The organism is Stenotrophomonas sp. S4 (assembly GCF_054187805.2).
The window spans coordinates 3659521-3672226 of the sequence record NZ_CM196188.1 but is presented as its reverse complement, the minus strand read 5'-3'; the positions used below and the strand labels follow the sequence as shown (position 1 = coordinate 3672226).

Below are 12706 nucleotides of genomic sequence, written 5' to 3'. Positions count from 1 at the left end.
AGTCCAAGCCATGTCCGCTGCCATCGGTCGCCGCAAGCGCCGCAAGCTGAAATCGGAAATCAACGTCGTTCCCTACATCGACGTCATGCTGGTGCTGCTGATCATCTTCATGGTCACCGCACCGCTGCTCACCCTGAGCTTCGACGTCGACCTGCCGCAGTCCAACGCCAAGGCGCTGGAGAGCAAGCAGGACCCGGTGATCGTCTCGGTGCGCCAGGACGGCCAGCTCAGCCTGAAGCTGCCCGACGCCAAGGAACCGGCCGCCGTGTCGGCCGAGGAACTGGAAGGTCGCCTGGCCGGCATCGCCGCCCAGGACAAGGGCGTGCGCGTGATCGTCGCCGCCGACCGCGCCGTGGCCTATGAAAAGGTCATCGCCGCGATGGATGTGATCAAGCGCGCCAAGGTAGACAAGGTAGGCCTGGCCACCGATGCACGCTGACGCCCTGCCACCTCCGCATCAGCGCGAACCCGGCTGGGGCCTGCCCCTGGCGCTGGCGTTGCTGGTGCACCTGCTGGTTGCGCTGGTCTTCATCGGCGCCTGGCTGTGGTCGCCCGAGCGCAACACCGATGCCGCCGCCGGCGATCCCTCGGTCGAGGCCAGCCTGGCGCTGTCCGCATCCGAGGCCTCCGCTGCGCGCCAGGCCCTGCGCCAGTCGGAAAAGCTGGAGGACCTGCCGCCGCCGGTCGCCGAGCCGATTCCGGTCCCTGAAGACACCATTCCGCCGCCGCAGCCGATTCCCGAACCGCGCCCGCAGGACGCCCCCACGCCGCAGCAGCAACAGGCGCAGGAGCGTGTCGCGCAGCCGGATACCAAGGACCAGGAAGCGGTGAGTGCGCTGGCCATCTCGCAGGAGAAGGCCAAGCAGGAACAGGAAGCCAAGCGCCGCCAGGAGCAGATCGACCTGACCGAACGCAAGCGCCAGGAGGAAGCGGAGCAGAAGCTGCGCCTGGCCAAGCAGCAGGAAGCCGACGAGAAGAAGAAGCAGGCCGAGCAGGAGCGCGTGGCGGCTGACAAGGCCGAGGCCGAGAAGCAGAAGAAGATCGCCGAGATCCGTGCCCGCCGCGAGCAGGCCGAGAAGGAAGCCAAGCTGGCCGAGCGGAAGCTGCGCGAGGTCGCCGCCGCGCGCAACGCGGCCGGCAGTGCGGCTGCCGGTGCCACTGGCGCCTCCCGGCCGGCCGCCGGTGGGGGCGGCAGCAGCGATGATCTGACCGCCAAGTACGCTGCGGCGATCCAGGCCAAGGTGCGTGACACCTGGACCCGCCCGGACAGCGTGCCGCTGGGGCAGAAGTGCCAGGTGACCATCACCCAGATCCCGGGTGGGCAGGTGCTGCAGGCCAAGGTCGGCGCGAACTGCCCCTATGACGAGGCCGGCAAGCGCTCGATCGAGGCCGCCGTGCTCAACGCCCAGCCGCTGCCATACCGGGGCTTCGAGTCGGTGTTCAACCGCACGCTCAACCTGACCTTCACTGCACAGGATTGATCGAGTGGGGCAGGGCGGTCATCAGGCCGCCCGCGCCCACGGCTGTCGCGCTTGCCTCTGGTGCGCTCGGTTTCGACCGGGCAGGCTGTGGGCTGCTGTCGAACACTGCCTGCTAGGGGCGGTGTGGCCGGGGCAGGCAGGTGCGATGTTAGCCACGACGTTAACGGTACGTGAGAAGACGGGCTGGAACTGACCCGGAATTCACGTACCCTTGGTTCATGATTGCGAAGCGGTTCACTCCCGCTTTGTTATCCCTCGTTCCGGTTTCCCCCTATTGAGCGCTCCATGAAAAAGATGCCTCGCTGGCTTGCCGTGTTTGCGGCCCTGTTGCTGCCCTTTGCTGCCGTCGCGCAGCAGAAGGGGCTGGATATCGACATCATCGGCGGCAATGCCTCCGCCCTGCCGATCACCATCGTGCCGATGCCCTACCAGGGTTCGTCGGCCGCTCCGCAGACCGACGTCGCCGGCGTGGTCCGCGCCGACCTGGAGCGCTCGGGCCAGTTCCGCACGCTGCCGGAAGCGCAGATCGTCGAGAAGCCCGTGCGTGGCGGCGACATCCAGTTCGCCACCTGGCGTGCGCTGAAGCAGAATTACATCGTGGTCGGCCGCGTGCTCGACGCCGGTGCCGGCGCCTATCGCGTCGAGTACGAACTGTTCGACGTGCCCAAGGGCGAGCGCCTGCTGGGCCTGGCGATGACCGCCCGTGGCAACGCCATGCGCGACGTCGCCCACCAGATGGCCGACGCCATCTACGAAAAGATCACCGGTGTGCGCGGCGCCTTCTGGACCCGCATCGCCTACGTGACCGCCAGCGGCAAGGGCGACGCCATGCGCTATGCGCTGATGGTGGCCGACTCCGACGGCTACAACCCGCAGACCATCGTGCGTTCGGCCGAGCCGCTGCTGTCGCCGTCGTGGAGCCCGGATGGCAGCAAGCTGGCCTACGTCAGCTTCGAGCGTGGCAATTCGGCGATCTACATCCAGAACATCGGCACCGGCGCGCGCGAGCTGGTCACCAGCTTCCGCGGCATCAACAGCGCCCCGGCGTTCTCGCCGGACGGCCGCAAGCTGGCCCTGACCCTGTCGCGTTCGGGCAATCCGGAAATCTACGTGATGGACCTGGGCAGCAAGCAGCTGACCCAGCTGACCAACCACTTCGCCATCGATACCGAGCCGACCTGGGCGCCGGATGGCAGCGCGGTGTACTTCACCTCCGACCGTGGCGGCCGTCCGCAGGTCTACAAGGTCGGTGCAGGTGGCGGCAGCGCCGAGCGCGTGACCTTCCAGGGCAACTACAATGCCAAGCCCTCGGTGTCCTACGACGGCAAGAAGATCGCCGTCGCGCAGGGCTCGGGCAACAGCTACAAGATCGCGATGATGGACAGCTCGCTGGGTTCGCCCCGCTGGAGCACGCTGTCCCCGGGTTCGCTGGATGAATCTCCGAGCTTTGCGCCCAACGCAAGCATGGTGTTGTACGCCGCCCGCGAGGGTGGCCGTGGCGTGCTGTACGCCGTTTCCGCCGATGCGCGCGTGCGCCAGCGGTTGGTTCTGGCTGACGGAGATGTGCGCGAACCGGCATGGTCCCCATACCGTACCCAGCGCTAAAAGAGTGTTAATATTTTCGCTGTCTTGAACCCCTCATCGGCCTAGGAGCCACAAAGGTATCGCCATGAACAAGTCCACCCGCGTTCTGCTTGTTTCCCTGCTGTCTGTGGCCGTCCTGGCCGGTTGCTCGAAGAAGGTCAAGGAAGAAGTGCCGGCTCCGGTCGACACCGGCACCTCGACCACCACCCCGACCGGTCCGTCGACCTCCGGCCTGTACGGCCCGGGCGACCTGGACACCGACGCTTGCCTGCGCCAGCGCGTTGTCTACTTCGACCTGGACAAGGAAGACGTGAAGCCGGAATTCCAGGCCATCATGGCTTGCCACGCTAAGTACCTGCGTGACCGTCCGTCCTCGCGCATCACCCTGCAGGGCCACACCGACGAGCGCGGTTCGCGCGCGTACAACCAGGCCCTGGGTGAGCGTCGTGGCAACGGCGTCAACTCGGCCCTGCAGGCCAACGGTGGCTCGGCTTCGCAGCTGACCGTCGTGTCCTACGGTGAAGAGCGTCCGGTCTGCACCGAGTCGAACGAGTCCTGCTGGTCGCAGAACCGTCGCGTCGAAATCGTCTACACCGCGCAGTAATCCATGCGCATTGGCATCAAATTGATGCTGGTTGTTGCGGCAGCCCTCGTGGCTGCCGCACCGGCGCATGCACAGCGACAGAGCCTGGCCGATCGTGTCGGCGCGCTCGAGCAGCAGATGTACAACAACAGTGCCAACCAGGACCTGTTGAACCAGATCAATCAGCTGCGGCAGCAGGTCACCAGCCTGCAGGCCTCGATCGAGCAGTTGCAGCACGACAACGCCCAGCTCAAGCAGTCCGCCCAGGACCAGTACCTGGATCTGGACAGCCGCCTGAACCGGTTGGAAGGGGGCAATGCCGCCCCGGCCCTGCCGCCCGTTCCGGCGAGCGCGCCGAAGGCCGCCCCGGCCCCGGTAAAACCCGCAGCGGCGGCCACTTCCGAGCGGCCGCCTTCCGTCCATGGTGATGCCGGCAGCCTTGCCGCCACCGGCGACGAGCGCACCTCCTACAACGTTGCCTTCGAATCACTGAAGGCCGGCAAGTACGATGATTCGGCGCAGTTGTTCCTGAGCTTCCTGCAGCTGTACCCGAACGGCGTCTACGCGCCGAACGCGCTGTACTGGCTGGGCGAGAGCTACTACGCCACCCGCAATTTCCCGATGGCCGAGACCCAGTTCCGTGAACTGCTCTCGCGCTATCCGACCCACGACAAGGCCGCAGGCGGCCTGCTCAAGGTCGGCCTCTCGCAGTATGGCGAGGGCAAGGTCGACCAGGCCCAGCAGACGCTGGAGGCCGTCGTGGCGCAGTACCCCGGCTCGGACGCCGCGCGCACCGCGCAGGACCGCCTGCAGTCGATCCGCCTCGGCAGGCAGATCCGCTGATCCGCTGACCGGGCGTACAATACGTGTCCTGTAGAGCCGAGCCCACGCTCGGCTGCTTTCGTTTCCGGCTCGGCAAACCCGCCCGGATCCGGCAGCGCCGGGCCATGCCCGACGGCTCGCATTACCGGCTGGGCCACACCCGACCGGCTGCTGTTGCAGCGCCGAGCCATGCTCGGCTGCTTTCGTTACCGGATGGGTTCACCCGCCCGGTTGCTGTTGTAGAGCCGAGCCATGCTCGGCTGCTTTCGTTACCGGCCACGGTAGCTCCCCCGCCACGTGTCCCTCCAAGAAGTACCCGCCATGACCGCCGTTACCCCGTCCAGCGCCGCCGCCACGCCCAGTGAGATCGTGCAGTCGCCCCTGCCACGCCTGAAGATCACCGAGATCTTCACCTCGCTGCAGGGCGAAGCCGATACCGCCGGCTGGCCGACCGTGTTCGTGCGCCTGACTGGCTGCCCGCTGCGCTGCCAGTACTGCGACACCGCCTATGCCTTCCACGGCGGCACCTGGTGGGATATCGACGACATCGTAGCCGAGGTGCTGGCCCAGGGCGTGCGCCACGTCTGCGTGACCGGTGGCGAGCCGCTGGCACAGAAGCGTTGCCTGGTGCTGCTGCAGAAGCTGTGCGACGCCGGCATGGACGTCTCGCTGGAAACCTCCGGCGCGCTGGACGTCAGCGCTGTGGACCCGCGCGTGTCGCGCGTGGTCGACATCAAGACGCCAGGCTCGGCCGAAGCCGCCCGCAACCGCCTGGAAAACCTGCCGCTGCTGACCGCACGCGACCAGATCAAGTTCGTCATCTGCAACCGTGAGGATTACGACTGGGCCAAGGCCATGGTCGCCGAGCACGGCCTGGTGAAGCGCTGCACCGTGTTCTTCTCGCCGAGCAAGGGCGAGATCACCGCGCGGCAGCTGGCCGACTGGATCGTCGAAGACCGGCTGCCGGTGCGCTTCCAGATGCAGTTGCATAAAATCCTGTGGAACGACGAGCCGGGTCGATGAGCCGGCGCAGCGTTCCCTGATGTAGCTCCGGCGCGGGACAGCGTGCTGGCTTTCCCCTCCCAACCGGATGTTTTTCCCATGAAGAAGGCAGTCGTGCTTCTCTCCGGCGGCATGGATTCAGCCGCCGTCATCGCCATGGCCCAGGAACAGGGCTTTGCCGTGCATGCCCTGAGCGTGCGCTATGGCCAGCGCCATACCTCCGAACTGGATGCCGCCGCCCGCGTGGCGAAGGCCCAGGGCGTGGTCGCGCACAAGACCGTGGATGTGGACCTGCGCAGCATCGGCGGCTCGGCGCTGACCGACGACATCGACGTGCCCGAGGCCGGCGGTGCCGGCATCCCGGTCACCTACGTGCCGGCACGCAACACCATCATGCTGTCGCTGGCCCTGGGCTGGGCCGAAGTGCTCGGCGCCAACGACATCTTCTGCGGCGTCAACGCCGTGGACTATTCCGGCTATCCGGACTGCCGCCCCGAGTTCGTAGCGGCCTTCCAGGCACTGGCCAACCTGGCCACCAAGTCGGGCGTGGAAGGTGCGGGCATCAAGGTGCACGCACCGCTGCAGTTCCTCAGCAAGGGCCAGATCGTCAGCGAAGGCGTGCGCCTGGGCGTGGACTTCGGCCTGACCGTGTCCTGCTACAACGCCGACGCCAACGGCGCCGCCTGCGGCCACTGCGACGCCTGCCGCCTGCGCGCGCAGGGCTTCGCCGAGGCCGGCGTCGCCGACCCGACGCTGTACGCCTGACCATGCGGTAGAGCCGGCCGCTGGCCGGCATTCCCGTGGGTGCGAATCGCTCTCCCGGTGGGTGCGAACCGTTGGTTCGCACTCCTTGACCTACCGGGCCTGCAACCACCCCGACGCTTCAATAAACGCCCGCACCGCCTCCGGATCGGCATAATCCAGCTCGATCATCCGCGCGATACCCGCCTTCTCGTCCGACTGCCGGCGCATGTACTCCTGCGCGATGCGATAGCCGGCGTAGTAGCCCACATCACTGACACCGAATGGATTACGGGCGCTGTTGTAGAGCCAGTTGTCCAGGTCATCGCTGTCCATCGCGGCGATGAAGCGCGCGCGGATCCCCGCCTCGTGGGTTGCACCATAGTCGTAGAAGGGCAGCGCCGGCCGACGCCCGCTGATGCGTTCGGCCACGTACTCGGCCACGCCTTCGCGCACCGCGTACTGGGCCAGGTTGCCGGTGGTCTCGCGCTGCTGGGTATGCACGTATTCGTGCAGGTTGTTCTGCGCGTTGTTCGCACCGGGGCGGCTGTCGTAGAAGATCCGCAGCCGGCTGCGCATCGGCTCGGGCAGCTCGCTCACGTCCACACGCTCGTCGCCCAGCGCCATCTCCGCGCCGATCAGCACCTTGTCGCCCAGCGTGGTGCCACCGGTACGCAGCACGCCGACCGCATAGGTGATGGTGGCCGGGCGCAGGGCAGGGTAGAGCGCGCGGAAGGCGGCGAGGTCCCGCTCCAACGTGGCGCTGGCCTGCTGCGCGTTGGCGGTCAACGGCCGTACCGAAGACCAGAAGCGTGGCCAGGTGCGCATGGCCTCGGCGTATTCGCGGGCGGTGTAGTTGCGGACCTGCATCAGTGCATGCAGTCCCGGGCTGCCCGGATCGATGTAGCGCTGCTGCACCAGGGCCACCTGTTGGGCTGCATCGGGTTCGGCGCGCACCGCATCGTAGGTGGCCCAGAAGCGGGCGATGTCGTCAGTGACGACCTGGGACGGGGCGGCCAGAGCGCTGCAGGGCAACAGCAGGGCGACGAGCAGGATGAAGGGCAGACGCATCCGAAGTTCCGCGGTGGGGATCGCTGATGGGATGCGTAGAGGGGCCGGAAGGTTTAAGTGGGCTGGCCCGATCGGGTAGTGCCGGCCGCTGGCCGGCAGTCTCGACACACCGTGGTTTCGCGCGACCCAGCAAAGTAGGGTAGAATGCGGACCCCGCCGAAAGGCCGGGGCAATGCAGCGGGCCGTTAGCTCAGTCGGTAGAGCAGAAGACTTTTAATCTTTTGGTCGAAGGTTCGAATCCTTCACGGCCCACCATTGCAGTGATGATCAAGGCGCCCATGGGGCGCCTTTTTTTATTGCCCCCTCGAAAGCACGTCTGCAATGCGCGGAAGTGCCGCAGCAACGAAGCAGTGCTGCAGGTGCCATAGGCTCCCGGGTACCGACCCAGCGTGCGGCATCAGGTCGGCAGTCGCGGGAAAGGGGTGCTTTGCACGCGCTCCCATCACTGCTGGCGCCATGTCGTCTGCGTCAATCTTTGCGCCTAAATGGTAATGTTTAGGTAACTTTTGGTAATGAATGCGTGGCCCAAGCCGGCCGTTGCCGGCCGGTCAGGGCCGCCGTCAGCCGTAATGCGCGCGCAACAGCCCGGCGTCGTGGAAGGAAATACCCTCCCGGATGCACTCCTCCGCGCGCTCCATGTCCTTGTGCAACTGGATCAGTGCGTCGTCGGCAAGCTGCTCGATGTTGACCACACCGCAACAGGCCTGGTCGATCACATGCTGCATGGGCTCGCCCCAGCGCCGGCGTACGTTGCGGATCATGCGGCAATGCCACTCGCGCATGATCGCGTCCATGCGCCTCTCCCCGCGAACCACATGTGCGTCTCCCGCCACCACCCGCAGTGCAGGGGCCGGGGTGCGCTCGCCGCGCAGTTCCTGGGTCCTAGCGGCCAACCGCTGTGCGAGCTCCTCGAGTCGCGTGTGAGTCATCCTTTGCCTCCCTGATCCGTCTTGCCAGAAGCTTCGTCAGGTCGAGCACATTGTCCGGCGCAGAGGGCTGACCGAACTCGTCCACGACCATGAATGCGGTCTCCAGCAGCACGGGATCGTAGATCCATTCCGGTGGATCGCCGACCAGCTCCAGGTAGTGCGAAAGCACCTTGACCGCAGCGCTCATTTTCGCGAAATCCAGTCCCGTAGATTGAGACTGAAGCGACACGTCCCCGTCCTGATCGACGCGATCCAGCGTTCCATGCGGAAGCTGCATCACTGATTCAAGGTCGCGCGCAAGACGATGGCCGATGCTCTTCGGGTTGCTCTCGGAAATCCACTGGCTGACCTGGGGCTGCGCCCAGCGGGTGCCACCGAACAGGCGGGCCCATTCGGCCGGGCCGCCGGCGGCGGCCACGCGTAGGCGCATGTTGAGGGTGCGAGCGGTACTGGCGTCCATCTGTAGATGGTGCGCTGCATTACCAATCCAGCAAATGACCAAAACGGTATTGACTACTCATTACCTTGACGGTAATGTGTGGGCCATGAACCTCATCGACTACGCCATCTCCCAAGGGGGCTACGGCACCCCCAGCTGCCCCGTCATGCGCCGCCTGGCCCACCAGACCGGTTGCGCGCTGCGGACCCTCTACATGATCGCCCGCGGCCACAAGCTGCCCGGCGCGCGACTGTGCCGGCGCATCGAGCTGGCCACGGCAGGCGCCGTGCGCCGCGAAACCCTGCGCCCGGATGTGTTCGGTCCGGCCCCGTCGTCCCTCAAAGGAGAAGCCCCCCATGCAGCTTGATACGTTCGGTGAGTATGTCCGCAGCCGCCTGGAGCACTGGGGCGGCGAATATGCGCTGCATCGCGACTGCGAATACCTCGGCTTCCAGTCGCGCAACCTGCTGGCGGTGCTGATCGAGCATCGTGGTGACATGCCGGGGCGGGCCCAGGGCTACAAGCCTCTGGAAACCGATCAGCTGGCGCAGCAGATCGAAGACATCATCACGGCGGTCGCGCGTGACAACGTGGCGATGGCCTGTGCGCTGCGCGGCTACTACTGCGGCCGTGGCCGACGCAAGGTCGAACGATTCGAAACGGCGAATCTGCTGCTGGCCAACAGCGGGCAGCGACCGGTATCCAACCGGCATTACCTCAACCTGGTCGAACTTGGCTTCCAGCGCGTGCGCGGCTGGATGGAGGGTATCGCCCAGGCCGCATGAGCGGCGGATCCGATCTTTCGCCCGCCTCCCGACCGGAACAACCCTCGTGCCGAGCCGGCAGCGGGGCGGGCATCTCTTCGGGCCATGTCGATGCGACGCGGCCTGCATTCCTTCCAGGACCCATCATGAAAGAAGAAATCATCAGTACGGCCGGCGCGGCGGCCATCAAGTCGGCGCCGCCGGTCACCGTCGCCGGTGCGCTTGCAGCCGGCATCACCCTGGACCGCCTGGTCGTTGTCCTCACCATCATCTACCTGGCGGCGCAGATTGCCTATCTGGGCTGGCGCTGGCTGCGCGAATGGCGCCGCAGGGAGCGCGAATGAGCCGGCCCAGCAGTACATTGCCGGTGCGCAGCCTGGTCGCCGCGCTTGCGCTGAGTGCTGCGGGCCTGATCGCCATCGTTGACCGCGAGGGATACACCGACGCCGCAGTGGTACCGACGCGCAATGACCGTCCAACCTATGGCTTCGGCTCGACCGTTCGCGAGGATGGCACTCCGGTGAGAATGGGCGACCGCACCACGCCAGTACGTGCGCTGCATACCGTGCAGGCCCACCTGGCCAGGGAGGAAGGGCAGTTCCGCGCGTCGCTGCCCGGCGTGGCGCTCAGCCAGGGCGAGTACGACGTCTATGTCGACTTCCTCTACCAGTACGGCATCGGCAACTGGCGCGCTTCGTCGATGCGCCGGCATCTGCTGCAGGGTGAATATCGCCGGGCCTGCGATGCGTTGCTGCTGTGGAAGCGGGCAGGGGGCTACGACTGTTCGGCCCGCATCGATGGTCGGCCCAACACCGTGTGCTGGGGGGTGTGGGAGCGCCAGCAGCAGCGCCATGCGCGTTGCCTCGCGGAGCAGTGACACATGCCACGCATGTTGATGGTGATGGCGTCGCTGCTGCTGTGGTCGCTGCTGATGTTCGTGGCCGGCTGGCGCTGGCGCGGTGATCGCAGTGATCTGGCGATGGCGCGGGCTGATGCGGCACGTCACGCCGGCGCGGTGCAGTCCGAGCAACGGTTGCGCCGGGATCAGGAAGAACGGAGCGAGGCGATGGCCTCACTGGGGGAACAACATGAACATGATCGTGAGCGCGCGGCGGCGGTGGATGCCGATGTGGTGGCTGCCCTGCGTGCTGGCACTCTCCGCCTGCGCGACGACCTTGCCGCGTGCCACACCGGCCGTCTGTCCGAAGCCGCCGCCCGCACCGGCGAACGTGATGCGGGCGCCCAGTTACGAGCAGAGGTTGCGGCAGCGCTTGTTCGAATCGGACGCGATGCCGACGACCAGCTCCGCGCGTGCCAGGCCGTGATCGAGCTGGATCGCCGTTGAGGACACCGGTGCAGTTATGCTGGCCGTTCTCTCGAAAATGGAAGTTCGCATGCGCGTCGTTGTTTTGTCCGCCTTGATCCTGCTGGCCACCGCCGGGCCATGTATTGCTGCTGTACCCGCCGCGCAGGCGACGTCGCCGGACCCGGTCACGGCGGCGGCACCGTTGGTGATCGGCGAGACCTTCACCATCGAGTCGAAGGCGATGGGCGAAACCCGCCGTATCAATGTCTATCGACCGCAGCCCTGGGGCCTGGATCCGAAGGCGCCGCTGCCGGTGCTGTATATGGCCGATGGCGGTATCGGCGAGGACTTCCTGCATGTGGCAGGGCTGGTGCAGGTGCTGACCGGCAACGGCAGCATGCGTCCGTTCCTGCTGGTCGGCATCGAGAACACCGAGCGCCGCCGCGACATGACCGGCCCCAGCAGCGACCCGCAGGACCAGAAGATCGCGCCGCGCATCGGTGGCTCGGCGGCCTACCGCAGCTTCCTGCGCGATGAACTGATGCCGCAGGTACGCCAGCGCTACCCGACCACCGACGAGCGCGCGCTGATCGGTGAGTCGCTGGCTGGCCTGTTCGTGGTCGAGACGTTGCTGCAGGAGCCGACGCTGTTCAACAGCTATATCGCGCTGGACCCCAGCCTGTGGTGGAACCGTGGCGCGATGCTGGCCGGGGCGGCCAAGCAGCTACCGGCGGTGACGCGTGCACAGCCGCACGTGTTCCTGGCCAGCAGCGGGCAGCCGGAACTGGCCGCCTCCACGGCACGACTGGCTGCGCTGCTGCAGCAGGCTTCGCCGTCGCCGCTGGTGAAGTACCTGCCGCTGCCGGAGGAAACCCACGCGACGATCTACCACCCGGCCGCATTGCAGGCGCTGCGCACCCTTTTTCCGGCGCCGCCGCCGGCCTCGCCCTGACCGCGCGTGGCGCGGCGCCGCGCGACGTGTGAGGATGCGGTAGCGACGCCACCCGGGTGCGTCGCCCGCAACGGGAGAGTGTGGATGCAGCGTGTGCGTGGATGGAGTGTGGCGGCCTGCCTGGCCGTGAGTGGTTGTGCGATGTCGGTGGCGCCACCAGCAACCCAGAAGGAAGCGAAGGAAAGCGCGGCCACCGCCGCGCCGGGCGTGGTGCTGCCGGATACCGAGGCGCTGCGCGTGCACGATCCGGTCGGCCGCGATTACCCGATCTGGGTGGCGTTGCCGGCCGACTACGCCGCACATCCGGAAAAGCACTATCCGGTGCTGTACGTGACCGATGCGCTGTACAGCTTCCCGCTGGTGCGCAGCGTGCGCAACATGGTCGGGCAGAAGGGCGTCAACATCGAGGATTTCATCCTGGTCGGGCTGCCGCCGCAGGAAGGCCTGACGTCCAAGCAGAGCCGCTCGCGGGATTACACGCCCAGCGACCCAGCGCGTACCGATCCGCGTGACTACAGCGATGACGTCAGTTACGGCGGTGCCGCACATTACCGCGACTTCCTCGCTGAGCGCGTGCTGCCGATGATCGATGCGCGCTACCGCACCGATCCGGCACGGCGTGCCTATGCCGGTCATTCCTATGGCGGCCTGTTCGGTGCCTACGTGCTGACCACGCGTCCGGACATGTTCCGTACCTACATCCTGTCCAGCCCGTCGCTGTGGTTCGACAACCACCTTGTGCCGCGCCTGCAGGCCGAGGCCAAGGCGCCCACGCAGTCGACCACGGTGATGCTGTCGATCGGCAGCTTTGAAACGGTCAAGCCGGAGCCGCGCTATTTCACCCGCAACGACATGCTGCGGCACAACGCCGAGTTCGCCGAGCAGCTGCGCGGCAGTGGCCGCTCGCTGACGGTGGACAACATGGTGATCGACGACGAGGACCACTTCACGGTGTACCCGGACATGATCACCCGCGCGCTGTTGAAGGTGTTCCCGGGCACGGGGCCGTACAGCAGCGGTTGATCGCAGGTT

Annotated in this window: 17 protein-coding genes and 1 tRNA gene; 15 read left to right on the top strand and 3 right to left on the bottom strand. The window is 66.6% G+C overall.

The window, feature by feature from the left end; translation table 11 throughout:
* Positions 1-10 precede the first annotated feature (10 nt).
* From tolR to queC, 7 genes are all read left to right on the top strand, one after another.
* Positions 11-439 (top strand): protein TolR, encoded by a 429-nt coding sequence (gene tolR / locus ACUZUJ_RS17190; protein WP_006438804.1) that lies wholly within the window; start codon positions 11-13, stop codon positions 437-439.
* Positions 429-1481, top strand: a complete 1053-nt coding sequence (gene tolA / locus ACUZUJ_RS17185; protein ID WP_049442640.1) for a cell envelope integrity protein TolA — start codon at positions 429-431, stop codon at positions 1479-1481. Before tolR ends, tolA begins: the two co-directional genes overlap by 11 nt.
* A 285-nt stretch (positions 1482-1766) precedes the next feature.
* A complete protein-coding gene (tolB, locus tag ACUZUJ_RS17180) occupies positions 1767-3086 on the top strand; it encodes a Tol-Pal system beta propeller repeat protein TolB (protein ID WP_014038220.1) in 1320 nt (439 codons plus the stop codon).
* Between the two features lie 64 nt (positions 3087-3150).
* Positions 3151-3669 (top strand): peptidoglycan-associated lipoprotein Pal, encoded by a 519-nt coding sequence (gene pal, locus ACUZUJ_RS17175; protein ID WP_014038219.1) that lies wholly within the window; start codon positions 3151-3153, stop codon positions 3667-3669.
* A gap of 3 nt (positions 3670-3672) precedes the next feature.
* Positions 3673-4491, top strand: coding sequence for a tol-pal system protein YbgF (ybgF, locus tag ACUZUJ_RS17170; RefSeq protein WP_101765957.1), 819 nt, complete (start codon positions 3673-3675; stop codon positions 4489-4491).
* A 300-nt stretch (positions 4492-4791) separates the two neighbouring features.
* Positions 4792-5493, top strand: coding sequence for a 7-carboxy-7-deazaguanine synthase QueE (gene queE / locus ACUZUJ_RS17165; RefSeq protein ID WP_014038217.1), 702 nt, complete (start codon positions 4792-4794; stop codon positions 5491-5493).
* A gap of 78 nt (positions 5494-5571) precedes the next feature.
* Positions 5572-6237, top strand: coding sequence for a 7-cyano-7-deazaguanine synthase QueC (queC, locus tag ACUZUJ_RS17160; protein ID WP_014038216.1), 666 nt, complete (start codon positions 5572-5574; stop codon positions 6235-6237).
* Positions 6238-6327: 90 nt separating this feature from the next.
* Here the strand turns inward: queC and ACUZUJ_RS17155 are convergent, their stop codons facing one another.
* Positions 6328-7284: a DUF2268 domain-containing putative Zn-dependent protease gene (locus ACUZUJ_RS17155; protein ID WP_101765956.1), complete on the bottom strand. Its 957-nt coding sequence runs from the start codon at positions 7282-7284 to the stop codon at positions 6328-6330.
* 179 nt (positions 7285-7463) lie between these two features.
* Between ACUZUJ_RS17155 and ACUZUJ_RS17150 the strand changes: the two genes are divergently transcribed.
* Positions 7464-7539 (top strand) — tRNA-Lys (locus ACUZUJ_RS17150).
* Positions 7540-7844: 305 nt separating this feature from the next.
* On the opposite strand, the gene ACUZUJ_RS17145 is transcribed toward ACUZUJ_RS17150, so the two are convergent.
* Together ACUZUJ_RS17145 and ACUZUJ_RS17140 are read right to left on the bottom strand one after the other, a co-directional pair.
* Complete coding sequence (locus ACUZUJ_RS17145; protein WP_032958956.1) at positions 7845-8078, bottom strand: hypothetical protein; 234 nt, start codon at positions 8076-8078, stop codon at positions 7845-7847.
* Between the two features lie 88 nt (positions 8079-8166).
* Positions 8167-8673 (bottom strand): hypothetical protein, encoded by a 507-nt coding sequence (locus ACUZUJ_RS17140; RefSeq protein ID WP_014038213.1) that lies wholly within the window; start codon positions 8671-8673, stop codon positions 8167-8169.
* Positions 8674-8758: 85 nt separating this feature from the next.
* On the opposite strand from ACUZUJ_RS17140, the gene ACUZUJ_RS17135 reads away from it, so the two are divergent.
* The 7 genes from ACUZUJ_RS17135 to ACUZUJ_RS17105 all read left to right on the top strand — a co-directional run bounded on the left by ACUZUJ_RS17135 (position 8759) and on the right by ACUZUJ_RS17105 (position 12697).
* Positions 8759-9019 carry a helix-turn-helix domain-containing protein gene (locus ACUZUJ_RS17135; protein ID WP_049443441.1) on the top strand — a complete coding sequence of 87 codons (261 nt, stop codon included), beginning with the start codon at positions 8759-8761 and terminating at the stop codon, positions 9017-9019.
* Complete coding sequence (locus ACUZUJ_RS17130; RefSeq protein ID WP_014038211.1) at positions 9009-9437, top strand: hypothetical protein; 429 nt, start codon at positions 9009-9011, stop codon at positions 9435-9437. Before ACUZUJ_RS17135 ends, ACUZUJ_RS17130 begins: the two co-directional genes overlap by 11 nt.
* 125 nt (positions 9438-9562) lie before the next feature.
* A complete protein-coding gene (locus ACUZUJ_RS17125) occupies positions 9563-9760 on the top strand; it encodes a hypothetical protein (RefSeq protein WP_014038210.1) in 198 nt (65 codons plus the stop codon).
* Complete coding sequence (locus tag ACUZUJ_RS17120; RefSeq protein ID WP_101765955.1) at positions 9757-10293, top strand: glycoside hydrolase family protein; 537 nt, start codon at positions 9757-9759, stop codon at positions 10291-10293. The genes ACUZUJ_RS17125 and ACUZUJ_RS17120 overlap by 4 nt, the downstream gene beginning before the upstream one ends.
* A 3-nt stretch (positions 10294-10296) precedes the next feature.
* Positions 10297-10761, top strand: a complete 465-nt coding sequence (locus tag ACUZUJ_RS17115) for a lysozyme (protein ID WP_197587960.1) — start codon at positions 10297-10299, stop codon at positions 10759-10761.
* 49 nt (positions 10762-10810) lie between these two features.
* Positions 10811-11674 (top strand): alpha/beta hydrolase, encoded by an 864-nt coding sequence (locus ACUZUJ_RS17110; protein WP_101765953.1) that lies wholly within the window; start codon positions 10811-10813, stop codon positions 11672-11674.
* Positions 11675-11758: 84 nt separating this feature from the next.
* Positions 11759-12697, top strand: coding sequence for an alpha/beta hydrolase (locus tag ACUZUJ_RS17105; protein WP_119006652.1), 939 nt, complete (start codon positions 11759-11761; stop codon positions 12695-12697).
* The last annotated feature ends 9 nt before the right edge of the window (positions 12698-12706 follow it).